General features: G+C 45.7%; 25 protein-coding genes. 5 read left to right on the top strand and 20 right to left on the bottom strand.

Features of this window, described 5'->3' with window-relative positions; translation table 11 throughout:
- The first annotated feature begins 13 nt into the window (after window positions 1–13).
- Together WKT17_RS05355 and WKT17_RS05350 are read left to right on the top strand one after the other, a co-directional pair.
- Window positions 14–670 carry an endonuclease III domain-containing protein gene (locus WKT17_RS05355; RefSeq protein WP_173749707.1) on the top strand — a complete coding sequence of 219 codons (657 nt, stop codon included), beginning with the start codon at window positions 14–16 and terminating at the stop codon, window positions 668–670.
- Window positions 671–682: 12 nt separating this feature from the next.
- The gene (locus WKT17_RS05350; protein WP_340271886.1) at window positions 683–1,831 is read left to right on the top strand and encodes a M20 metallopeptidase family protein; all 1,149 of its coding nucleotides are present in this window, start codon (window positions 683–685) and stop codon (window positions 1,829–1,831) included.
- 56 nt (window positions 1,832–1,887) lie between these two features.
- Here WKT17_RS05350 and WKT17_RS05345 read toward each other — a convergent pair whose 3' ends face one another.
- The 12 genes from WKT17_RS05345 to rbr all read right to left on the bottom strand — a co-directional run bounded on the left by WKT17_RS05345 (window position 1,888) and on the right by rbr (window position 10,937).
- The gene (locus tag WKT17_RS05345; protein ID WP_340271885.1) at window positions 1,888–2,907 is read right to left on the bottom strand and encodes an XdhC family protein; all 1,020 of its coding nucleotides are present in this window, start codon (window positions 2,905–2,907) and stop codon (window positions 1,888–1,890) included.
- Window positions 2,908–2,920: 13 nt separating this feature from the next.
- Window positions 2,921–3,430 carry a nitroreductase family protein gene (locus WKT17_RS05340; protein WP_173749704.1) on the bottom strand — a complete coding sequence of 170 codons (510 nt, stop codon included), beginning with the start codon at window positions 3,428–3,430 and terminating at the stop codon, window positions 2,921–2,923.
- Window positions 3,431–3,481: 51 nt separating this feature from the next.
- Window positions 3,482–4,375, bottom strand: a complete 894-nt coding sequence (locus WKT17_RS05335; protein WP_173749703.1) for a sensor histidine kinase — start codon at window positions 4,373–4,375, stop codon at window positions 3,482–3,484.
- 36 nt (window positions 4,376–4,411) lie between these two features.
- On the bottom strand, window positions 4,412–5,236 hold the full coding sequence (locus WKT17_RS05330) for an ABC transporter permease (protein ID WP_173749702.1): 825 nt from the start codon (window positions 5,234–5,236) through the stop codon (window positions 4,412–4,414).
- The gene (locus WKT17_RS05325) at window positions 5,229–6,167 is read right to left on the bottom strand and encodes an ATP-binding cassette domain-containing protein (RefSeq protein ID WP_302229499.1); all 939 of its coding nucleotides are present in this window, start codon (window positions 6,165–6,167) and stop codon (window positions 5,229–5,231) included. Before WKT17_RS05325 ends, WKT17_RS05330 begins: the two co-directional genes overlap by 8 nt.
- A 70-nt stretch (window positions 6,168–6,237) precedes the next feature.
- A complete protein-coding gene (locus WKT17_RS05320; protein WP_308781677.1) occupies window positions 6,238–6,549 on the bottom strand; it encodes a winged helix-turn-helix domain-containing protein in 312 nt (103 codons plus the stop codon).
- On the bottom strand, window positions 6,464–6,889 hold the full coding sequence (locus WKT17_RS05315; protein WP_291683584.1) for a response regulator transcription factor: 426 nt from the start codon (window positions 6,887–6,889) through the stop codon (window positions 6,464–6,466). Before WKT17_RS05315 ends, WKT17_RS05320 begins: the two co-directional genes overlap by 86 nt.
- A 108-nt stretch (window positions 6,890–6,997) precedes the next feature.
- Complete coding sequence (locus tag WKT17_RS05310) at window positions 6,998–8,221, bottom strand: ABC transporter permease (RefSeq protein ID WP_291683585.1); 1,224 nt, start codon at window positions 8,219–8,221, stop codon at window positions 6,998–7,000.
- A complete protein-coding gene (locus WKT17_RS05305) occupies window positions 8,218–9,090 on the bottom strand; it encodes an ABC transporter ATP-binding protein (RefSeq protein WP_291683586.1) in 873 nt (290 codons plus the stop codon). The genes WKT17_RS05310 and WKT17_RS05305 overlap by 4 nt, the downstream gene beginning before the upstream one ends.
- Window positions 9,066–9,776 (bottom strand): hypothetical protein, encoded by a 711-nt coding sequence (locus WKT17_RS05300; RefSeq protein WP_173749699.1) that lies wholly within the window; start codon window positions 9,774–9,776, stop codon window positions 9,066–9,068. The genes WKT17_RS05305 and WKT17_RS05300 overlap by 25 nt, the downstream gene beginning before the upstream one ends.
- Window positions 9,773–10,234: an RNA polymerase sigma factor gene (locus tag WKT17_RS05295; protein WP_173749698.1), complete on the bottom strand. Its 462-nt coding sequence runs from the start codon at window positions 10,232–10,234 to the stop codon at window positions 9,773–9,775. Before WKT17_RS05295 ends, WKT17_RS05300 begins: the two co-directional genes overlap by 4 nt.
- Window positions 10,235–10,334: 100 nt before the next feature.
- Window positions 10,335–10,937, bottom strand: a complete 603-nt coding sequence (gene rbr, locus WKT17_RS05290) for a rubrerythrin (RefSeq protein ID WP_173749697.1) — start codon at window positions 10,935–10,937, stop codon at window positions 10,335–10,337.
- A gap of 115 nt (window positions 10,938–11,052) precedes the next feature.
- Here rbr and WKT17_RS05285 point away from each other — a divergent pair, with 115 nt between their 5' ends.
- Together WKT17_RS05285 and WKT17_RS05280 are read left to right on the top strand one after the other, a co-directional pair.
- Window positions 11,053–11,532: an OB-fold nucleic acid binding domain-containing protein gene (locus WKT17_RS05285; protein ID WP_173749696.1), complete on the top strand. Its 480-nt coding sequence runs from the start codon at window positions 11,053–11,055 to the stop codon at window positions 11,530–11,532.
- 170 nt (window positions 11,533–11,702) lie between these two features.
- Complete coding sequence (locus WKT17_RS05280) at window positions 11,703–13,133, top strand: FAD-dependent oxidoreductase (RefSeq protein ID WP_294460467.1); 1,431 nt, start codon at window positions 11,703–11,705, stop codon at window positions 13,131–13,133.
- Here the strand turns inward: WKT17_RS05280 and WKT17_RS05275 are convergent.
- From WKT17_RS05275 to WKT17_RS05265, 3 genes are all read right to left on the bottom strand, one after another.
- Complete coding sequence (locus WKT17_RS05275; RefSeq protein ID WP_291683589.1) at window positions 13,130–14,194, bottom strand: tyrosine-type recombinase/integrase; 1,065 nt, start codon at window positions 14,192–14,194, stop codon at window positions 13,130–13,132. The two genes, WKT17_RS05280 and WKT17_RS05275, sit on opposite strands and share 4 nt — an antisense overlap.
- Window positions 14,195–14,420: 226 nt before the next feature.
- Entirely contained in the window at window positions 14,421–14,873 is a 453-nt protein-coding gene (gene dtd / locus WKT17_RS05270; RefSeq protein ID WP_173749693.1) for a D-aminoacyl-tRNA deacylase, read from the bottom strand.
- The gene (locus WKT17_RS05265) at window positions 14,870–16,174 is read right to left on the bottom strand and encodes an AI-2E family transporter (RefSeq protein ID WP_173749692.1); all 1,305 of its coding nucleotides are present in this window, start codon (window positions 16,172–16,174) and stop codon (window positions 14,870–14,872) included. The genes dtd and WKT17_RS05265 overlap by 4 nt, the downstream gene beginning before the upstream one ends.
- A 154-nt stretch (window positions 16,175–16,328) precedes the next feature.
- On the opposite strand from WKT17_RS05265, the gene WKT17_RS05260 reads away from it, so the two are divergent.
- On the top strand, window positions 16,329–17,060 hold the full coding sequence (locus WKT17_RS05260) for a tRNA lysidine(34) synthetase (protein ID WP_173749691.1): 732 nt from the start codon (window positions 16,329–16,331) through the stop codon (window positions 17,058–17,060).
- Window positions 17,061–17,145: 85 nt separating this feature from the next.
- Here the strand turns inward: WKT17_RS05260 and WKT17_RS05255 are convergent, their stop codons facing one another.
- From WKT17_RS05255 to WKT17_RS05235, 5 genes are all read right to left on the bottom strand, one after another.
- Window positions 17,146–17,775 carry a cytidylate kinase-like family protein gene (locus WKT17_RS05255; protein WP_173749690.1) on the bottom strand — a complete coding sequence of 210 codons (630 nt, stop codon included), beginning with the start codon at window positions 17,773–17,775 and terminating at the stop codon, window positions 17,146–17,148.
- A 111-nt stretch (window positions 17,776–17,886) separates the two neighbouring features.
- Window positions 17,887–18,801 (bottom strand): RluA family pseudouridine synthase, encoded by a 915-nt coding sequence (locus WKT17_RS05250; protein ID WP_173749689.1) that lies wholly within the window; start codon window positions 18,799–18,801, stop codon window positions 17,887–17,889.
- Window positions 18,798–19,331 carry a signal peptidase II gene (gene lspA / locus WKT17_RS05245; RefSeq protein ID WP_173749688.1) on the bottom strand — a complete coding sequence of 178 codons (534 nt, stop codon included), beginning with the start codon at window positions 19,329–19,331 and terminating at the stop codon, window positions 18,798–18,800. Before lspA ends, WKT17_RS05250 begins: the two co-directional genes overlap by 4 nt.
- 12 nt (window positions 19,332–19,343) lie before the next feature.
- On the bottom strand, window positions 19,344–20,441 hold the full coding sequence (gene aroB, locus WKT17_RS05240; protein ID WP_294542493.1) for a 3-dehydroquinate synthase: 1,098 nt from the start codon (window positions 20,439–20,441) through the stop codon (window positions 19,344–19,346).
- A gap of 20 nt (window positions 20,442–20,461) precedes the next feature.
- Complete coding sequence (locus tag WKT17_RS05235; protein ID WP_173749686.1) at window positions 20,462–21,214, bottom strand: YlmH family RNA-binding protein; 753 nt, start codon at window positions 21,212–21,214, stop codon at window positions 20,462–20,464.
- Window positions 21,215–21,216 lie beyond the last annotated feature (2 nt).

Below are 21,216 nucleotides of genomic sequence, written 5' to 3'. Positions count from 1 at the left end.
GAGAGATAAGGTTATGGCGAAGAATACAGAAGAAAGGAAGCGAACACTTGCGCTGGAAATCATTCAGCGCCTGAAACAGGAATATCCGGATGCCGGGTGTACGCTGGACTATGACCAGGCCTGGAAACTGCTGGTGGGCGTTCGTCTGGCCGCCCAGTGTACCGATGCCAGAGTGAATGTGGTGGTAGAAGAACTCTATAAGAAATACCCGGATGTGCAGGCTCTGGCTTTGGCTAAACCAGAAGAAATTGAAGAGATTGTCCGTCCCTGCGGACTTGGAAAAAGCAAGGCCAGAGATATCAGCGCCTGTATGAAAATCCTGTGGGAGGAGTATCAGGGAAAGGTTCCGGAGGACTTTGACGCGCTTTTAAAGCTGCCCGGCGTAGGCAGAAAGAGCGCCAATCTCATTATGGGCGATGTGTTTCACAAACCGGCCATTGTCACAGATACCCACTGTATTCGCCTGGTGAACCGTATGGGGCTGGTGGACGGATATAAAGAACCGAAAAAGGTGGAGATGGCTCTTTGGAAAATCATTCCTCCGGAAGAAGGCAGTGACTTTTGCCACCGTCTGGTTTATCACGGCAGAGACGTGTGTACGGCAAGGACAAAGCCCCACTGCGAGAACTGCTGTCTGAAGGATATTTGCGCCAGAAACGGCGTGGACTGAGAGAGGAAACCTATGAGAACGTGTCAGGAATATTACGGGGAACTTCGAGAATTCCGCCATTGGCTGCACCGCCACCCGGAGCTGAGCATGGAGGAAGAGGAAACCAGCTGTTTTTTGCTGGAACATCTGCAGAAATGGGGAATTCCCTGCCGCAGGACGGGCAAAACCGGAGTGATTGCCGATATTCAGGTAAATCCCCAGTGGAAAACCGTGGCTATCCGAAGCGAAATAGACGGACTTCCCATACAGGAACAGACGGGATGTTCTTTCGCTTCTGTTTATCCGGGGAAAATGCATGCCTGCGGCCATGACGCCATTACAGCGGTGAATTTGTGTCTGGCGAAAGCGCTCTGGGAAAACCGCAGCGCTTTGTCCTGCAATGTGCGTTTTCTCTTTGAGCCGGGTGAAGAAACCGGAGAAGGGGCAGCGTATATGATGGCGCATGGAGCGTTGAAAAATCCCGAAGTGAGGGAAATTCTGATTTTTCATTTCGCTAATCAGGAATCCAGGAGTATGGAGATTCAAAAGAGTATTACCACAGCAGCTATTGGCGGTATTACCATTTCTGTGAGGGGAAAATCCAGCCACTGGTTTCAGCCAAAAGAGGAAATTGATGCCTTGTATGCAGCGTCCAGACTGGCTGTGGAAATTCATAGATTAAATGAAACGCTGCAGACGGAATATCCCTTTGTCCTGGGATTTGGACAGATGTCTGCCGGAACGGCGGGGAATATTGTAGCAGGTGAGGCGGTATTAAAAGGCTCTCTTCGGGCTTTTGCAGAACAGGATTTCTCCTATGTGTGGCAGCAGTTGGAAAATACAATACGACAAATAGAAGAAGAAACAGGTGCGGATATTTGTCTGGAAATGAAAAAGAAAATACCGCCGATGATTAACGATGCAGAACTGGTAAAACGGGGCGCTGCCATCGGCCGGAAACTGCTTCAGGAGAAATTTTCTCTGGGAGAAAAGCCCTTTCTGGTAGGGGATAATGCAGCCTTTTATATGGAACAGATTCCTGGTATGCGGGTTGTGTTTCTGGCTGGAAAAGAGGATGAAAAAAATTATCCGGTGCATAATCCGGGGTTTGACATAGAGGAAAGCAGTATGGAAGACGCGCTGGAATTTTTGTATGAAATGGTGACGGGAGAATTTGCATAATATTTGAAAAAACAGGCATAGGAATAAAATCCTATGTCTGTTTTTTGAGGGATATTTTATCCGTTCTTTGCCCGTATCTGTATCAGTTCTCCTGCAATGCTCACAGCAATTTCACTGGGAGTTTCTGCCTGAATATTCAGTCCGATAGGGGTGGTAATTCGTGCCAGTTCTTCCGGTGTAAAGCCGTCGTGCAAGAGTTTTTCCCGTATAATGGCTTTTTTCCGTTTGCTTCCCATGACACCGATATACTTTGTAGGTGTCTTTAAAACCTGCTGCTGCACCAGATAATCGTACTGGTGTCCTCTGGTCATAATGCAGACATAATCCTCCGGCGTAATTTCAAAATAGTCGGAAAGCCGGGTGAAATCTCCGGTAATGCACTTTGCGGCAGCAGGAAAAAGCCGGGGACTGCTGAAGTGTTCCCTGTCATCGAAGACAGTGCAGGAAAACTCCAGATGTGTCAGCAGGGGAACCAGCTCCTGCGCTACATGGCCGCCGCCAAAGATGTAAACCATGCCTTTTCGTACCAAAGGTTCACTGTAGTATCTGCGCCCGTCTAGAACCGCCTGTGCAGCATTGGGCTTTAAAAGAGGGGCCGGATTTGAGAGGGAGAGCCCCCAAAGACCACTGTTTTCCTGGTAATAACCAGACTGCCATGCAGTTTCTTCCGTAATATCCAGAAGCAGCCAGGAATTTTCATTTTTGTTCCAGTCCGCTAAAAGTCTGCTGCACAATTGATAAAAATCTTGATTTTCCCATGAAATATATTGAAAATAAAGAGAGACGTCACCGCCGCATATCATACCCAGGTCAGCGGCCTGATTTTCTCTTAACCGGTAGGCCCGACAGGAAGATTTTTTCTCTGTCAGAGCTTTCTGGGCCTCTAAAACAGAAGTATGTTCTACACTGCCGCCTCCTATGGTGCCAAAAGAGGTTCCGTCCGGCAGCACCAGCATGCGGGAACCGGCGCCTCTGGGGGTAGAGCCGGAACTGGCAATCACGGTAACAAAGACGAAATCTTTTTGCTGTTCCATAGAAGCTTTCGCGATTTCAAATAATTCCTTCAAGTTTTTCATAATCCGGCAGCTCCTATTCGATATAAGTGACCCGTTCCTTATCAAAGAAACCACGGGTTTTCGGCTCTTCATCGGCTTCTCCTACGGCAATGACTGCCAGAGGCACACTGGAAACCTTCAGTAAGTCCCGAAGCTTTTCCACACGTTCCATAACCGGATAAAAACCGCACCAGCAGGTGCCGTAACCCAAATCCGTTGCCTGTAAAAGCAGGTTCTCAATGGCAGCTCCACAGTCCTGAGGGAAAAATCCGCTGCCTCTTCCTTCCTGCAAATCCGGTCTGGCGCAGACCACAATGGCAAGGCTGGCGGTCTCCAGCATTTTGGTGTAAGGGCTGATTTCCATAATCTGTTTTCGAATCTCCGGATTTTCCACGACTGCAAATTCCCATGGCCGGGTATTGCAGGCGCTTGGGGCCATCATAGCTGCTTCCAGCATGGTTTCAATATCTTTTCGGGGAATCTGCACCCCTTTTTTGTATTTTCGGACACTGTGACGGTTTCGTATTACTTCTGATGTATTCATAATGTAAACCTCCTGCTTTTTTTCTCTATTATAAACGTTTTTGGAAAAGGTTTAAACCCCTGTTTTTTCTTTTGCAAAGGTAAGGGTAATCCAAAGACGGCCGTCTTTGGATTCCGCACAAATATTTCCCTGCATTTTTAACATCAGCTCTCTGGAAATGGAAAGCCCAAGTCCCGCATGATTTCCCTGCCTTGCCTGGTCTGTCCGGTAAAAACGTTCAAAAAGCAGCTTGGGATGAACCGTCTCCCAGGTTTTGGTTTCATTGACAAAGGACAGAGTATTCCCTTTCTGATAAATAAAAAGCGTTCCTTGTCCATGGGTCAGAGCATTGGAAATCAGATTTCGGAGAACTCTTCTAAGCTGTGCGGGGTCCGCCTGTATCTCTGCATTTTCCTGCTCAAAGGAAATAGAAGGAGCTCTGTTCTGCGCCTGAAAATGGGGATAAAATCCTGCAAGGGCGTCACATAAAACAGGAAATAGCTGTATCTTTTTCATTTCTATGGGAAATTCATTTCCAGTCAGTCTGGTATAGAGAAACAACTCCTCCAAAAGTGTTTCCAAATCCTCCAGCTTCTGTCTGACAATCCGGCAGTATTTTTCACGCTTATCCGGGTCCTGGGTTCGCTCCAGAAGCTGCATATAGCCCGCTGCTCCGGTAAGCGGAGTGCGAATATCGTGGGATACACAGGACATGGTGTATTTTAAATCTTTTTCCGCTTCTTCCGCAGTCAGAACCGCCTGCTGCAAAACGTCCATAGACCGGTTTATCTGGCTGCAGAGGGCAAGATGTTCCCGGTCACGGAGAAAGCAGGTCAGACGCTGGTTGCTGTCAGGGCTGAAGTCCTGCAGCTGCCCGGTAAACTCCCGGAGCTGCTTTTTAAAGAGCATGAGCCGGAAGAAGAGAAACAGTACCAGTCCAAAAAGAATAAGAATAAGCAGTACCATGGTTTTTCCTCATCAGACAGGCAAAGAAACTGCCTGTCAGCAAATATCGTTTTTATTTAATACTACACAGGAGAGCTTTGTATAAAAAGCAGTCCAGAGAAAGGCCACCAGCAGAGCACCGCCTGGCTGCAGGAATGCACCGCTTTGAAAGGTTTTTGCCAAAGCGGGTGTTGCCAGTACATTCAGCGGCGGAAAAAGCAGACTGATGTGAACGCCGAAAAGGCCCGCCATAAAATCTGCTGCTGCGCCAAACAGCCCCAGTGCGCAGCTTACAGAAAGCAGAACGCTTACAAGCACCCGTCTGGTCAGCATACAGAACAAAAGATTCTGAGCGCAGAGACTGAAAAGCCCTGCCCAGCCAAGAACCAGCATGGCGGCCAACTGTACCGGATTGCCCAGAGGATTTTGAAAACCTGCAGCAGGAAAGAGCAGAAGCGTTGCACCTGTTAAAAACAGCAGGAAAAATCCGCTTACAAATCCCAAAGTCAGAAGTTTGCTGAAAATATAATCTCTTCGTTTAGGATAGTAGGAAAAAATGTTTTTTCCAAATCCTGTAGTAAAATCATCACACACAATCACAGAACTGACAATGACTATGAGAGTGCTCATAAGTCCTCCGGAGAAAAGCAGACTTCCCAGAAAATCAGACTGTGTCTGTTCCTGAAAAGCAAAGGCGTCAGACACATCATCTGTGGTAATCTCCATACCGGCCTGACGGGCTCTCTCTGCAAGCGCAGGGTCAGAAACCAGCCGCATGGTTCCAAAGGCAATAAGAAGTACGAAACAAAGAATTGCGGCTGTAATATAAAGACCTTTTTGGCGAAAGACAGCGCGAAGCTGCATACGAAGAAGGTTAAGCATAGAAGATACCTCCTTTCTCCTGACTTTTGTTTTGCTCCATTAATTCCAGGAAATAGCCTTCCAAATCCTGATGATGTGTATAAATGGCCTGGACGGAAATATCTGCGGAAGTCAGAACGCTGGTGACAGCCGAAGAATCCAGTTTTTGATAGATACGGATTTCTCCATTGGGGTGTACCTCATAACGGGACAGGCCAAGCTGCTGTTCTAAAAGTACAGAGGCTTTCTTGGAATCGGCAGTTTTTACACAGAGGTAATCCCGGCATTTGTCATTGAGTTCTTCGGAGGAAAGTTCCTGAATCAGACAGCCATCTTTGATAATGCCGTACCGGGTGGCCATTTTGGACAGTTCTCCTAAGATATGGGAACTGATTAAAATCGTGATACCTTTTTTTCGGTTTAAATCCATGAGAATCCGGCGTACTTCATTCATGCCCTCAGGGTCCAGTCCATTGATAGGTTCGTCCAGAATCAGTAAATCCGGCCCGCCCAGCAAGGCCATGGCAATTCCCAGACGCTGCTTCATGCCCATGGAAAAATGCCGGGCTTTCTTTTTGTCTCCGGGATTGAGTCTTACCAGCCTTAACAGTTGGCAAATCTGCTTTTCCGGGTCTACAATGCCCATAAGCAATGCTTTTAATACCATGTTCTCGTGAGCCGAGCAGGAAGGCTCCAATCCGGCAGTTTCAATCAGAACCCCCATACGCCTGCGGACGGAAGGCGTATCCGGAGATTTTCCAAAAAGAGAAATGCTTCCTTCCGTAGGATGGGCCAGGTTGCAGAGCATTTTCAGCGTGGTGGATTTTCCAGCGCCGTTTCTTCCAATAAAGCCATAAATATCGCCTTTTTGTACATGCATATTCAGAGACGATACTGCTGCTTTTCCTCTGTAGCTTTTACAGAGATTTTGTGTTTCAATAACGTATTCCATAAAATCCTCTCCTTTTCTGTTTCTTTCCATACAGTATCTCTCAGAAATTTTCAAAAAGCGCAAAGAAAGATTAAAGAAAAGGTAAAGATGGTTCCGCCAGTTTAAAGCCAATTCCCCATACTGTCTGGATATAATGGTCTGTCTGGGTTTTTTTTAGCTTGGCCCGTATATTACTGATGTGGACATGTATGGTTTTGTCCTCCACAAAATAGTTTTCCTGCCACACCAGTTCAAAGATTTCCTGCTTGGTAAAAACCTTTTTGGGATGCTTTACAAGAAGTTCCAGAATCCCGAACTCATGTCCGGTAAATTCTACGGGGATACCTTTTGCGGTAAAGGTGTGTTCTTTGAGATTTAATATCCAGTCCTGATAGCGGAGCATTTCCTGGGCAGCAGGAGATGGACTGTGGCGGCGCAGCTGTACCTGGATGCGGGCTTCCAATTCTTCTAACGCAACCTACCTTGTCTTCCAGAGCAGACCGGGCAGAGAGTACAATCACCGGGGTTTGGGTATGTAAACGGATATACGTCAGAAGGTCTTCCCCTTTCATTCCCGGTATCATTAAATCCAAAAGGATGAGGTCAAAGGTTTCCATATCTGCCAGAAGTTTCCCCTCTGTGCCGGAAAAAGCCTGTCTGCAGAGATGCCCGTTGTCTGTGAGGAATTCGTATATCAGGCTGTTAATGACAGAATCGTCTTCTACAATTAAAATCTGCGCCATGAGATTGGCCTCCAATCGTTGAAAATTTATATTTAATCTAGCAAAAGGTATGTAATGATAAATTCAAACCATATTATAGGGCTTTTCCATATCCTGTGCAATAAAAAATTATGCGATTTCATGACGCTGAAAACCTCTGTAGGCCAAAGGCAGCACAGCCGCACAGCATACCACAGAAAAAACCGGAAACATAATATACGGCGGAACGACCAGTCCGGCAAATTCGTATGGTATCATGTGAAAGATATTAAAATAAGCCATACTGTTTGCAGGCAGCAGATGAAACAGACGGAACGCAGAAATGGAGTTCTGGGAAATCTGCACCATCATAGGGAAGATTAAAAATACGGACATCAGTATCATGACGCCGAAAGGCGATTTTAATTTGGCGGAGAGCAGCATGGTCAGTCCTGCCATCAACATACAGCCGCCGAAAAAGCAAAGTCCGCCCAGAAATCCGGCCTGTCCCAGGGTAAGGGGATAAATACACAGCACATCAAAAATCTGGACAGGTGTACTGCTGCCGTCAAAACCAAAGGTGAGCATGCACTGGAAATAGGTCTGTAGCAGAAGCAGAAGGCTGAAGCCTGCGGCAAAGGAAAATCCCGTAAACAGCTTGGCACGAATCAGTTTTCCCTTTCCATATCGGGAAGAAAGCAGAAGCTGGTCTGCGTGGCTGGTGTATTCCCCTGCAAACAGAGGAGAAAGACATATTGCTATGACAAAAGCAGACAGAATCCCTGTACTTTGCATAAGCGTGAGGAAACGTCCATAGCCCTCGGTATTGGAATAGGTAAAGGGTGTCTGCACTTTTTCGGCAGTTTTCAGGGTATGTTCTTTGGCGGTTTGACTCATAGTGGTATTTGCTATAGTATTTTTCAGCAAGGATGCTCTTTTTTCATAAAAATGGTTGGCGTCTCTTTTGGTCAGAGCCGCCATTTCCTCATAAGAAAACTCTTCTCCCGAAGCCCGGTAGACGCGCCCTGCAATGCCGTAGATGGAGCTGTAGGGTCTTGCATAGGTCTCATATTCTTCCAGACCAATGTAGGGGATTTCCGTATTTGGGGGAATCTGTGCATAAGCGTGGGCAGCTTCCAGAAGAAGTGCAGTATCTAAAGTTCGTCCGTTTAAATCCTTTGCATATTGGAGGTCTTTGAAGGTGGCCTCATAATTGGATTCCGAAACTTTTCCGTTTATGTAAGTGCTGCCAAGCAGGGGCCCCCACACGCTCAGTATGGATACCAGAAGGCCGACGGACATGGCCAGAATGGCGGATTTTCGCTTCCATATTTTTCGGTACTCAAATTCTACTAAAGTAAAAAAATGTTTCATAGGGATGCCTCCTCACTGAAATAATAAAGATACAGGTCTTCCAAAGTAGCAGTGACTGCCATGGCGTCTTCGGAAGGCTTTTGGCTGCTTACCAGGCGAAGAAGCACGTTTTCTTCTTCTTGACGGATATTAACGATGGGAAAGGATTTTTCTGTACAGAGTTTTTCTGCATATGCCGGAGGCAGCAGACATTCCCAAACCTTTCCTTCCAACACCTGTAGAATTTTCTGGGGACTGCCCTGATGAAGCAGTTTTCCGTCTTTCATGAGAAATATAGTATCTGCGATATATTCCACATCTGAGACAATATGGGTAGATAAAAGGACAATGCGCTCTCTCCCCAGACGGGAAATGAGATTGCGGAAACGTACCCGTTCTTTTGGGTCTAATCCGGCTGTGGGTTCGTCCAGTACCAGAATGGAAGGATTGTTGAGCATGGCCTGGGCAATACCCAGCCGCTGTTTCATACCGCCGGAGAAGGTTTTGATTTTCCGTTTTGCCTCTTTTTCCAGGGACACTACGGAAAGCAGCTCCAGCGTTTTCTTTTTGGCAGTGGTTCTGGACAGTCCTTTCAGGGAGGCCAGATAAAGCAGAAAGTTTTGTGCGGTAAATTCCGGGTAATACCCGAAATCCTGAGGCAGATAACCGAGTCTGTCCCGGTACGCCTCACTATGTACGTCTGCCTGATTAAAAGTAATGGTACCGCTGGTAGGCTTTAATACTCCGCATATCATGCGCATTAGCGTGGTTTTTCCTGCTCCGTTGGCGCCCAGAAGTCCGTAAACACCGGGAGTCAGCCGCAGACAGATGTTGCTGCAGGCCATTTTTGTTCCATATTGCCTGCTTACTTTATCAAGAATAAGTTCCATGGTGATTCCTCCGTTTTCTTTAAAAAGATAAAAAGCTGCAGAATAGTTGTGGCTGCAGAGAAACATGCTGCAAGCAGCCAGAATATCAGGCGGTTGCTCTGGTAAAAGGCGTCTGTATTTTGAAAGATTCCATTGCTGATACTGACCATGCACGTCACTGCAGCACAGCCGTAGATTCCTTCTGTGCCTCTTAAAATGTTTAAAACCAGGAGGGAAGCGGCACAGGTAAGAAGATAAGGTGTCAGAACATACAAAAGAATCTGCGCTGTATCAAAAGCAGACAGTTTCCCCACGGTAAAAAGTCCCATCAAAAGAACTGGGAAACTGCACAGACCCAGCCAGAACATGCGGGCAAGCAAAACCTGAGAAAGATTGAAACGGCAGCTCATTTCAAGTTCTGCCATTCGGCAGCAGGAAGAGCGAGCCAGTTCGGTTATGCCTATCAGTGCCAGAAAGGGAAGCAAAGAGGGAATAGCCATCCAGTTTTCCCTTGGGGAGACGAAAAATACGGCAAAAAGCAGACAGGAAACGAGCCATGTGCGCTTTCTTATGTAAGGAAGCTGTTGCAGCAAAAATTCTCCAAAGCTTTTTTTCTGCAGGGGAAGATTCCGCAAAAACTCTTCCCGATGAATCGGATTTGGAGGCTCAAAGGCATCTTTTAACGCATATCTTAATTCTTTTTTCACAGAAAATCCTCCTTTCGCAAATGCTGCCTTAATTTATCCAGAGCCTGTCCGGACTTTCGGTAAACCGCAAAGCGGGACAGGCCGGTAATAGCTGAAATCTGTTTCACGGAAAGCTGTTCTGCATAGCGCAGAAGCAGCAGCTCTTGCTCCTGGTATGAGAGTAAACAAAGTGCCTGGCGCACACACAGCTTTAGCTCTGCCCTGTGCAGCAGGACTTCCTCCGTGCCAGCGTTTTCATCCAGAGGGACAAAGGCTTTCCGGCGGAAAGTATCCATGCAGAGATTTCGGGCTATGGTATAGAGATATGCCAGTTCTTTTCCACGTTCCACATAGGTATTCTGAGAGATATATTTCAGAAAACATTCCTGTGTCAGGTCTTCAGCCAGAGCAGCGTTTTGGGTTTTAAAATAGCAGTACCGGTAAATTTTGTCATATTGTTCTTCTATGTCTGCAGACATCTGAAATCCCCCCTTCCTAATGTCTAACGGATTACTCCGGGAAGATGTGCGGTAAAATTAAATTTATTTTACCATAATCTGCAGTTTGTTTTGAAAAATTTTATACCGTCTGATTCACGGCACAGGGCAGCAGTTCCAAACGGATATAATAGCCTCTGTCATGTCCGCATACGGGGCATTTTTCCGGTACCTGCAGTCCGGCATAGATATTTCCGCATTTCAGGCACATCCAGGATGTTTCAATCTCTGACACGAACAGTGTGTTCGATTCCAGCATTTGGGCCAGAAGACGAAACCGCTCTCCGTGGGTTTTCTCGATTTTTCCAATCATATGAAAAGAAGCGGCAATTTCTGCAAATCCTTCTTCCCTTGCTTTTTCCTCAAATGCCTTATACACATCGTCGTGTTCTTCCATTTCGTTCTTTTCCGCAAAGCGCAGAAGTTTTGCCACATCCTGAGAAATATCCACGGGGTAATTGCCGTCAATGGAAATGTTTTTCTCTGCCAGAGCTGTCAGATGTTTATAAAAAATTTCAGCATGTTCCCGTTCCTGATTGGCGGTAAAGGTAAACACTGCTTCCACAACAGCCAGTTGATTCTTTCTGGCTTGTGAGGCTGCCATGGTATAGCGGTTTCTGGCCTGACTCTCTCCGGCAAAAGCCCGCATGAGGTTTTCTTTGGTAATACTGTTTTTTAATTCCATAGTTGTTTTCCTCCTGTTCCTTGTACTAGTATGTCCCGGACAGAGCGAATCCATGCCTGTCTTTGGAAGAACCTTTTTGTGAGAGGTACATAGGATAAAAGAAAAAGGATTTTTTATGGCATACGAAACCTATGGGAAAGTTGTTGGTGTGATACGAAATATCAGCAGGGGCAATTCCTGCTGCAGTTTTCTGGCAACGATACAGACAGAGACGGAAACGGTGAACTTTGTAGTGACCGGAGAAACCATGGTCATCGATCAGGTGCGGCTGAGAAGAGGGATGCGTGTAGCTGCTTTCTACGATACCAGCCTTCCGGCCCCGGCTATTTATCCGCCCCGGTATCAGGCAGAGGTGGTAACGGTTTTGCGGCAGAACCAGGATGCAGCATTGAATTATTTTGACGCAACTCTGACAGCAGAAGACAATTCTCTGAAACTGAATCTGTCTTCTGCAACCCGTATTTCCACTGTAAACGGGCAGCCCTTTACCTGTCATCCGGGAAATCAAGAACTGCTGGTTTATTATACAGCCACTACTTTTAGTATTCCTCCCCAGACCACACCTCAAAGAATCCTTGTTATGTGTCCTTCTTAAGTGCATAAGGAGAAGAACTGGGACTGCTGCAGAATCCATGGTTTTGTGTTCTTTCAGAGTGGGGGATTTTTTCCTGCGGCAGTCTGCAGAACACCCTGGTTTTAGGAAGAATGGTATGAAAAGGAAGAAAACAGGGCATGCTGTAAAGAAAAGGTTATAGGAGAAGCAGCATGAAATCTATTTGGACAAACTCCTGTATATTAAAAAGATGGGAGAATTTAAACAGGGAAATCGAAACAGAAATTGCCGTTATCGGAGGAGGCATAACGGGGATTCTGACCGCGTATCTGCTGCAGAGAGAGGGCAGGAGAGCAGTAGTGTTGGAGAGATACTTTATTGGCAGCGGCCAGACCCAAAATACTACGGCAAAAATCACATCCCAGCATGGGCTGTGTTATGCAGGTCTTATAAAGAAATATGGAATAGAGAAGGCCAGACAGTATGGATTTGCCAACGAAGAGGCGCGAAAGGAGTATGAGCGTCTGATAGAAAAGGAACAGATAGCCTGTGATTTTGAAACAACTTCTTCTTATGTGTACGGAAGGAGCGCCCGGGGATTGGAAGAAGAGGCGAGGGCAGCAGGCAGTCTGGGGCTTCCCGCAGGTCTTCGCAGGGAAGGGCTGACCCTGCCGTTTCCTGTATGGGGGGCGGTAGAATTTCACAATCAGGCTCAGTTTCATCCTCTGAAATTTCTTTCTTCTCTGGCAGAGCAGGTACAGGTGTATGAAAACACTCCGGTAGAGCGCGTCAGAGAGAACGTACTGTTCACTCCGGAGGGAAGGGTAAAAGCGGAAAAAATTGTTTTTGCCTGTCATTTTCCTTTCGTAAACTTTCCGGGGCTGTATTTTGCAAAAATGCACCAGGAGCGTTCCTATGTAGTAGCCCTGGAAAATGCCATGGAAGTAAACGGTATGTATATCGGTGCAGAAAAGCGGGATTTCTCTTTTCGCAGTTATGGGCCGTATCTGCTGTTGGGAGGAGAGGGACACCGCTGTGGAGACAAGACAGGACAAGCGGCAAGATATGAGAAATTGAGGGAAAAGGCGGCCCGGTGGTTTCCCGAAAGCCGGGAAGCGTGCTGTTGGTCAGCCCAGGACTGCGTTACCGCGGATTCTGTGCCTTTTATCGGCAGATTTTCCGGCAGCAGGCAGAACTGGTATGTGGCTACAGGCTTTCAGAAATGGGGCATGACAACAGCTATGACGGCAGCCATGCTCATTCGTGACGATATCTGCGGATTTACCAATCCCAATAGGGAAGTTTTCCGGCCCGGGAGATTACCTGTAAAGGATTTGGACTTTTTTCTTTCTGATGGCGTCCGTTCTGTAAAGGAACTGGCAAAACCGTTTTTTTACGACCCGCAAAAGACAGCCCGGGATATTCTGCCGGGACATGGCGGCATTGTCACCTATAAGGGGCGAAAAATAGGTATTTATAAAGATGAACAGCAGAATATCCATGGGGTTGAAATCCGTTGTCCCCATCTTGGCTGTCAGCTTTCCTGGAATCCGGATGAGAAAAGCTGGGACTGTCCCTGTCACGGTTCACGATTTGATTATGAAGGAAAACTGTTAAACGGTCCGGCGCAAAGCGGTCTTTAATCCTGCTTTTCCCGCAGCACCACGGCTTTGGAGGCAGAACGCCTCCGTTCATCGCTTAATTTGGCATAGTGCTTTTTCGTGGTATTGACATCAGAGTGTCCCAAAACGTCTGCCACCAGATAAATATCCCCGGTTTCCCGATACAGAGCCGTACCGTAGGTGCTTCGCAGCTTATGGGGAGTAATCGTTTTGACAGAAATGGCAGAAGCGTACTTTTTCACCATTTTTTCCACGGCATCCACGCTGATACGTTTGCGCTGGCCGGAGAGGAAAAGTGCTTCTTCATGCCCGGCGACCGGGGTAATGGCAGTTCTGGAGATTTCCAGATAATCTTTCAGAGCCTGTTCCACCTCTGTACCGAAGTAGACAATCATTTCATTTCCTCCTTTTCGCAGAATCCGGATGCCATTATTTTTGAAATCTACATCACCTATATTCAGTCCCACCAGTTCGGAAACACGAACACCTGTTCCGAGCAGGAGAGTAATCATGGCAATGTCGCGGTACTTTTGCTTGTTATAGTGATAAAGCTGTACGCCGGTCAGTTGATTTCCATAATTTTCAATATGGTCCAGAAGATTGGCCACCTCATCGGGATCTAACTGAATAATGGCTTTTTCCTTGATTCTGGGCATATCCACAAGGCGGACAGGATTAGACTGTAAAAGCTGGCGTTTGCACAGATAATCATAAAAACTGCGCAGACAGGACATTTTTCTGGCAATTCCTGTACGGGAGTTGGTTTCCAGTTTGTTGTCCGGGGTTTTGTAGGCCTTTAAATATTCCTCAAATTCTTCAAAATCCACAGGTTGTAAAAGGGATAAATCCTGGATAGAAATATCAGTCATGGGTTTTTCTTTTAAAGCAGGATTTGTAAGCTGCAGAAAACGAAAAAACACACGCAAATCGTATGCATAAGACAAACGGGTTTTGTCAGAGGTCGTGGGTTCCTTGGCGCGGAAATAATCCTTGACGTATGGAGGAAGTTCCATAAGGAATTCACGAAGTTTTACGGTATTTTCAATTTTTTCCTGTTCACGGTATGTAATTGGCTTTGCCATAAGAAAACCTCCAAAATGATTGTTTTGAGAGTAGTTTATCACAAATAAAGGAAAAAAGCTATAGTTTTTCGGTTAAATCTGTATTTGTCCGCTAAACTATTTTCAGAAGAAACAACTACTCTTGTGTATCTAAATTCATAGAATACATAACATATTTATGGTAAACTTAATAAAGCAAAAAAATAATAAGCACTCTTTCACGGAGCACCTATTATTTTTGTCATTTTTATCTCGCAAACGTATTTTCATCTAAAAGAATGGTAAACGGTCCGTCATTAATCAGGGAAACCTTCATGTACGCTCCGAATTTTCCGGTTTTGACTACCGGAACGCTTTCTTTGACTTTTTCAACCATGTATTCATACAGAGCCTCTGCCTCTTGGGGATTTCCTGCGTCAAAGAAACTGGGCCGATTGCCTTTTTTGCAGTTGGCATACAGGGTAAACTGTGATACCAACAGAATTTCTCCGTTTACATCTGCCAGGGAAAGGTTTGTCTTACCCTCCTCATCTGCAAAGATACGCAGATTTATCATTTTCTTTACATACTGGTCAACGGTTTCTCTGGTGTCTTCTTTTCCAATGCCCACCAGCACCAGAAAGCCTTTGTTGATAGATGAAATGCAGTTTCCCTCTGTTTCTACAGAAGCGCTGCTTACCTTTTGTATAACAAGTTTCATAAATGTGTATCCTCACTTTCATTTTCTTTACTGCTGTTCTGCTCTGAATTTTTGTTTTGGGAAAATTCTACCGGCTGCAGGGTTTTTGGGTCAATATACTGAAGGTTTTCATACATTTTCTCGTCTGTTGGCATAGATTTTTTTCGTAACTCATGGTCGCGGAAATGCCTTACACCTGCTACCATAACAGCCCACAGAGGAACCCCGATAATCATGCCGGGAATTCCCATAAGCCCGCCGAACAGCAAAATAGCAACAATCACCATGAAGCTGGAAAGTCCCGTGGAATTTCCCAGAATTTTCGGTCCCAGAATGTTTCCGTCAAATTGCTGTAAAACCAGAATAAAAATCAGGAAATACAGACACTGCACCGGGTTTACCATAAGGATGATAAAGGCGCTGGGGATGGCACCAAGATAAGGTCCGAAAAAGGGAATCACATTGGTGACGCCTACAATAACGCTGACCAGGAGTTTGTAAGGGGTTCCAATCATGGAGGTGCCAATATAGCACAGAATCCCGATAATGAGGGAATCCACAATTTTGCCGCTGATAAAACCGCCAAAGGTTTTGTGGGTAAAACGAAAGGCTCTGATAATACTGTTGGCGCGTTCTGTATCGAACCATGCATACACCAGCATTTTAGACTGGGTAACAAACGCTTCTTTTCCGGCCATCAGGTACACGGAAATAATCAGACCGATTAACAGGTTTTTGATAAAGACCAAAGTTCCGAACACCCCTGTGGTCAGGGACTGCAGAACCGCCTTTGCCTGCGGCAGCACTTCAACATTTAAAAAGGCTTCCACTTTGGGAGAATAACGGTTCAGATAGTCAAAGACAATGGTCTTCCACTCCGGATTGTCCTTTAAAAGGGCTTCCAGCCAATGCCGGATATTCTGGACATATCTTGGCGAATCGTTAATAATACTGATAATACTGTCCAGAATACTTGGTACAATCATGGACAAAAGAGAATAGATAATCAGCAGGGCAAAAAGCAGTGACGTACTGATACACAGATATCGAACCATTTTTTTGTGCCCCGGCTCCAAAGTCATCTTCTTTTTCTCTGTAAAATACCGAAAGATTTTCCTCTCCTGAAAATTCAGCACGGGAATTAGAAGATAGGCAATCACTGCGCCGCAGATAACGGGCATCATAATGCTTATAAATCTTCGGATTCCGTTAAACAGCACATGCATACGGAAAATGACAAAATAAAACAACAGGCTGGCACAGATTACTGCAAAAGCTGTCATTCCCCAGTACAGATATTTTTTGTTCCAACGAAATTTCATGTTGGGCCTCCGTTCTTTTTTTGAATTCTTCGCTAGGAAACAGTATATCATGAATTTTCCCGCCTGTGGGGAAAACTGCAAAAAAATGTTTCTTTTTTTCAGTATTTGTGCTATGATTCAGAAGACTTATACAAATTGGAAAGGACTGTGTTGTATGAAATTACAGAAATTATTGAGTCTTACCAGAAAGGCGGTAGACGAATTTCAGCTGATAGAGGAAGGGGATAAAATTGCCGTGGGAGTTTCCGGCGGGAAAGACAGTCTGTCTATGCTCTATGCCCTTCATGGACTGATGCGCTTCTATCCAAAAGCTTTTACCATAGAGGTCATTACAGTAGATTTGGGACATCCTGATTTTTCCCTGGATAAGATTGAAAATCTGTGCAAAGAATTAGATGTGCCCTTTCATGTTGTAAAAACAGATATTGCGCCTATTATTTTTGAGGAAAGAAAAGAAAGCAATCCCTGTTCTCTTTGTGCTAAAATGAGAAAAGGCGCTTTGAACACAGAAGCCAAGCGGCTGGGCTGCAATAAAATTGCTTACGCTCATCACAAGGATGATGTGATAGAAACCATGCTGCTCTCTCTCATTTACGAAGGCAGATTTCATACGTTTGCCCCGAAAACCTATCTGGACCGTATGGATTTAACCGTCATCCGCCCTCTTCTGTTCGTTAATGAGGCTGATGTGATTGGATTTAAAAACATGTATCATCTGGAAATTGAGAAAAGCCCCTGCCCTGTGGACGGCTATACCAAGCGGCAGTATGCCAAGGAACTGCTGGCCAGCTTAAACCGGGAAAATCCAGGTGCCAAGGAAAGGATGTTTACTGCTATTTTGAACAGTAATATCAATGGGTGGCATGCGGTAAATAATCATAAGTAAGAGGATGCCAAATAAAAACCCGTCAATAAACAACGGTAAAAAAGGTTGTTTATTGACGGGTTAGTTCTGGTATTTTACTCAAACACTAGAAGCTCCGCCTTTTGATTTCCAGCATTTTCTTAATCATTTCCACACAGCCGTCAATTCCCAGAACGGAACTGTTCAGGCAGAGGTCATAGCTGTCTGCGTCCGCCCATTTCTTGCTGGTATAATAATTATAATAGCTGGCTCTCTGTTTGTCCGTTTTATGGATTCGGTCCTTGGCCGCAGCATCGGTAAGCTGATATTTGTCTGCGATACGGCGAATTCGTTTGTCCATATCTCCGTGGATAAAAACGCTGAATGCACCGTTAAAGTCTGCCAGAGCATAGTCTGCACAGCGTCCGACCATAACGCAGGATTCCTCTTCTGCCAGCTTTTTGATGGTGTCAAACTGAGCCAGGAATACCTTGTGGTTAATGGGCATATCTGCGAATGCTGCGGAAGAATAACCAAAAGAATACGTATCCATAACTAAGGAATATAAAAAGCTGTTAGTCGGCTTTTCATCATGGTGCTCAAATAATTCCTGACAGATACCACTGTCTTTGGCTGCACGGTCCAACAGCTCTTTATCATAGCACTTGATACCTAAATCCTGTGCCAGTTTCATACCGATTTCCCGTCCCCCGCTTCCATATTGACGTCCGATTGTTATAACTGTAGTTGCTGCCATAACCATACACTCCTCTCTTGAAAATTCTTATGTTATATCCATTATAATCTATTTTTGTGAAAATGTATATAAAATTAGAAAATTTTCTTGGAGATATCGTCACAATTTTATTTATCTTAACTTTTTCAGCAAATTCTCAAAATACTCCGGCAAAGGCGCTTTAAATTCCATATATTCTCCGGTTACCGGATGTTGGAAACCAAGCACCATGGCGTGAAGTGTCTGCCCGGTAAGTCCCCCGTAAGGACATTTTTTAGGTCCGTACAGCATATCTCCCAAAAGGGGATGTCCAATGCTGCTCATGTGTACGCGAATCTGATGGGTGCGGCCAGTTTCCAGCTGACACTCTACATAGGTGAAACTGCCGAAACGTTCCAGTACCCGGTAATGGGTTACTGCCGGTTTTCCGTTTCTTACATGCACCGCCATTTTTTTTCGTTCTACCGGGTGTCTCCCGATATCTCCTTCAATGGTACCCTGGTCCTCTTTTAAATTTCCGTGAACAATGGCCCGGTACTTCCGGGTAATGCTGTGTACCTTCAGTTGTTGGGCCAGGCTCTGGTGAGCCAGGTCGGTCTTACACACCACCAGGGCACCTGTTGTGTCCATATCGATGCGGTGGACAATTCCCGGACGCAGAACTCCGTTAATGCCCGAAAGGCGGTCTTTGCAGTGGAACATCAGGGCATTGACCAGCGTTCCCGTATAGTGTCCGGCGCTTGGGTGTACCACCATGCCCTTGGGTTTGTTTACCACCAGAACCTGTTCATCTTCATAGAGAATATCCAGAGGGATGTCTTCTGCCAGAATATCCGGTTCCTGACTGTCCGGCACCTGTACGGTGATTTCATCGTCCTCTGCCAGTTTATAACTGGCTTTCACCGGCTTTTGTCCCACGGTTACATTCCCTTCTTTCAGCTGTTTCTGTAAAAAAGAGCGGGAGTAATCATTCATTACTTCCGCCAGATATTTGTCAATCCGTTCTCCTTCATAAGCGGCCTCAGCCTGTAAACAAATCTGTTTCATGATTCCTGCTCCTGCTGTTTGGGGGATTTCCATTTTAAAAACTGAAAATCTTCGTCTTTATAGTAAAATAAAACCAAAAGGAATAAAAGCACCATACTGACAGTAACATAGATATCCGCTATATTAAATACCGGAAAATCAATGGGGGAAAAATAGATAAAATCTACCACATAGTTCAGACGCAGACGGTCTGCCAGGTTCCCGATTCCTCCGGCTGTGATAAGAAAACACAGTATTTTTAAAGGCAGAAAATGTTTGCCTTCCGGCAGCTTCCACAGCACATAACAAACACCAATCAGAATCAGGGATGTGAGCAGTACCAGGAAAACCTTTTGATTCTGAAACATACCAAAGGCAGCACCGCGGTTTTCCAGATAATGCAGGTACAGCACATTGGGAATTAAAGCAATGTCTGCCTGGTCTTTTAAGTGCTTTACTGCCAGAAATTTTGTCCATTGGTCAAGTCCCGTAAGGGCAGCGGCAGACACAGCCAGTTCCAGAAAGGATTGTATTCGTCGTTTTTGTTCCATAGATTCCTCCTTTTAATCTGCAGCCAGTACAGCGTGAATACCGGACAGCAAATCCCTATCTGTCAGGGTTCTGTCCACCACAGCATTTCCCCAGCCCTTCAGCAGGATAAATTTCACAGCCTTTCCATCCATTTTTTTATCGGATTTGGTAGTCTGCAAAATGTCCTCAGGAGACAGCCCGGTTGTCTCTACAGGCAGATGAAAGGCCTCTAGCTGCCGCAGAACGCCTTTGTAATCTTCCTCTGTAATCCAGCCCTTTTGCATAGACAAAAAGGCGGACGCAGCGCAGCCTACGGCTACACAGGCTCCGTGGGACATGGTGAAGTTTTTCAGTTTTTCTATTGCATGGCCGATGGTATGTCCCATATTTAAGACGGCTCGTTCGCCCTGTTCGGTGGGGTCTTTTTCTACTACTGTTTTTTTAATCATACAGCTTCGGTAAATCATTTCCAGACAGGTCGATTCCTCTCTTTCCAGGATGGCTTCCCGGTTGCAGGCCAGCCATGTGCTGTAACCTTTATCACGGATAAGTCCGTGTTTAATGACTTCGCCCATACCGCTTGCAAATTCTGCATCGGGCAGGGTTTTCAGCACGGCTCCGTTGGTATAGACCAATAAAGGCTGATGAAAGGCGCCTACCATATTTTTGTATTGCCTGAAATCCACTCCTGTTTTTCCTCCGATACTGCTGTCTACCTGGGAAAGAAGGGTTGTGGGAATCTGTATAAAATCAATGCCCCGCAGATAAGTGGCGGCTGCAAATCCGGTCATGTCTCCCGTGACACCGCCGCCCAGGGCTGCCAGCATATCGTTTCGGTCGAAATGTTCCTGAATCAGATGTTCATAGATTCCCTGAATCTGGTCCAGATTTTTGTTGGATTCTCCTGCAGGCAGAATATAAGTAGTTACTTTCATACCGCATTTTCCCAGCTCTTTTGTGACTGTATCCAGATATAAGGGCGCTACATGGCTGTCCGAAACCACGCAAATACGGCGGCTTTTTTTGGAAAGAGAGAGAACTTCCTCGGAAAGGGAAGAAAAATCTTTTCGGAACACAATGGGGTAGTGAAACGTACCCTCTCGCTGCACCAGTATACGTTCTTCTGTCATAGCGGCTAGACCTCCTTTTCTTAACAGTATTTGTATAGGACCACATGGTAACGGTCCTTTTTGGTTTTGTTGGTTACAGTGCCGAACTGGAATTTGCCTTTTCCCCGGACAGAAATAATATCTCCGTCTTTCAGGGCATATCCGTTGGACACCACATTCCTGCCATTGACAAAGACTTTGCCCCCTTCAATGAAAGGCAGCATACTGCTTCTGGAAGTCCCAAAAGCCAGGGCAATGATACTGTCCAGACGGGGAGAAGCTACCGTACCGGAAAGCTCTTCTCTTCTGGGAACAGGAAAGTCCGTGATTTCTGTAATGCGCTCTGCTTTTACGGATGTGTGGCGGATACGGCAGATTTCCTCTATGAGAAAGTCACACATAGAAGTGTGGCAGAATACACAAGCGCTTTCCGCCTCCATGAGAATATCTCCGATTTTACTCCGGTCAATGCCCAGATTCAGAATGGCTCCCAGATAGTCCCGGTGTGTCAGTTTGTCCGAAAATTTTCGGTTTAAGGGCTGGATTCGGAGACAGGACAGAGGATAATCTTCTTCACAACAAAAAGCATCAGGGACAAAGGCTGCCATCTGACGCTCTGCTGTTTCATAACCGCCCCAGAGTTTTACGGAAACACCTGTATCTTTCAGGGAAAGACTCTGAAGCATAGTCTGTTCATTTAAGTCGAGAAAGTCGGAGAAAGTAAGAATGCCTCTGTAATAGGCCTTCTTACTAAGCTCTGTCATACGCTTTTTGAATAATACATCTTTTTCCATAA

The organism is Blautia sp. HCN-20427 (genome assembly GCF_037890365.1).
In the GTDB taxonomy this organism is placed as follows: domain Bacteria; phylum Bacillota; class Clostridia; order Lachnospirales; family Lachnospiraceae; genus Blautia.
The sequence above is the reverse complement of the archived record's forward strand: the minus strand, read 5'-3'. Positions and strand labels throughout refer to the sequence as shown.

Coding starts and splice junctions, on each gene's coding strand:
- WKT17_RS05285 (WP_173749696.1), top strand. CDS start 11,053: ATGGCATACGAAACCTATGGGAAAGTTGTTGGTGTGATACGAAATATC.
- lspA (WP_173749688.1), bottom strand. CDS start 19,331: ATGGAACAAAAACGACGAATACAATCCTTTCTGGAACTGGCTGTGTCT.
- WKT17_RS05330 (WP_173749702.1), bottom strand. CDS start 5,236: ATGCTTAACCTTCTTCGTATGCAGCTTCGCGCTGTCTTTCGCCAAAAA.
- WKT17_RS05325 (WP_302229499.1), bottom strand. CDS start 6,167: ATGGAATACGTTATTGAAACACAAAATCTCTGTAAAAGCTACAGAGGA.
- WKT17_RS05335 (WP_173749703.1), bottom strand. CDS start 4,375: ATGGTACTGCTTATTCTTATTCTTTTTGGACTGGTACTGTTTCTCTTC.
- WKT17_RS05260 (WP_173749691.1), top strand. CDS start 16,329: ATGAAATTACAGAAATTATTGAGTCTTACCAGAAAGGCGGTAGACGAA.
- WKT17_RS05310 (WP_291683585.1), bottom strand. CDS start 8,221: ATGAAACATTTTTTTACTTTAGTAGAATTTGAGTACCGAAAAATATGG.
- WKT17_RS05315 (WP_291683584.1), bottom strand. CDS start 6,889: ATGGCGCAGATTTTAATTGTAGAAGACGATTCTGTCATTAACAGCCTG.
- WKT17_RS05280 (WP_294460467.1), top strand. CDS start 11,703: ATGAAATCTATTTGGACAAACTCCTGTATATTAAAAAGATGGGAGAAT.
- WKT17_RS05305 (WP_291683586.1), bottom strand. CDS start 9,090: ATGGAACTTATTCTTGATAAAGTAAGCAGGCAATATGGAACAAAAATG.
- aroB (WP_294542493.1), bottom strand. CDS start 20,441: ATGACAGAAGAACGTATACTGGTGCAGCGAGAGGGTACGTTTCACTAC.
- WKT17_RS05275 (WP_291683589.1), bottom strand. CDS start 14,194: ATGGCAAAGCCAATTACATACCGTGAACAGGAAAAAATTGAAAATACC.
- dtd (WP_173749693.1), bottom strand. CDS start 14,873: ATGAAACTTGTTATACAAAAGGTAAGCAGCGCTTCTGTAGAAACAGAG.
- WKT17_RS05320 (WP_308781677.1), bottom strand. CDS start 6,549: ATGCTCCGCTATCAGGACTGGATATTAAATCTCAAAGAACACACCTTT.
- WKT17_RS05340 (WP_173749704.1), bottom strand. CDS start 3,430: ATGAATACATCAGAAGTAATACGAAACCGTCACAGTGTCCGAAAATAC.
- WKT17_RS05350 (WP_340271886.1), top strand. CDS start 683: ATGAGAACGTGTCAGGAATATTACGGGGAACTTCGAGAATTCCGCCAT.
- WKT17_RS05295 (WP_173749698.1), bottom strand. CDS start 10,234: ATGTCTGCAGACATAGAAGAACAATATGACAAAATTTACCGGTACTGC.
- WKT17_RS05345 (WP_340271885.1), bottom strand. CDS start 2,907: ATGAAAAACTTGAAGGAATTATTTGAAATCGCGAAAGCTTCTATGGAA.
- WKT17_RS05355 (WP_173749707.1), top strand. CDS start 14: ATGGCGAAGAATACAGAAGAAAGGAAGCGAACACTTGCGCTGGAAATC.
- WKT17_RS05255 (WP_173749690.1), bottom strand. CDS start 17,775: ATGGCAGCAACTACAGTTATAACAATCGGACGTCAATATGGAAGCGGG.
- WKT17_RS05235 (WP_173749686.1), bottom strand. CDS start 21,214: ATGGAAAAAGATGTATTATTCAAAAAGCGTATGACAGAGCTTAGTAAG.
- WKT17_RS05265 (WP_173749692.1), bottom strand. CDS start 16,174: ATGAAATTTCGTTGGAACAAAAAATATCTGTACTGGGGAATGACAGCT.
- WKT17_RS05250 (WP_173749689.1), bottom strand. CDS start 18,801: ATGAAACAGATTTGTTTACAGGCTGAGGCCGCTTATGAAGGAGAACGG.
- rbr (WP_173749697.1), bottom strand. CDS start 10,937: ATGGAATTAAAAAACAGTATTACCAAAGAAAACCTCATGCGGGCTTTT.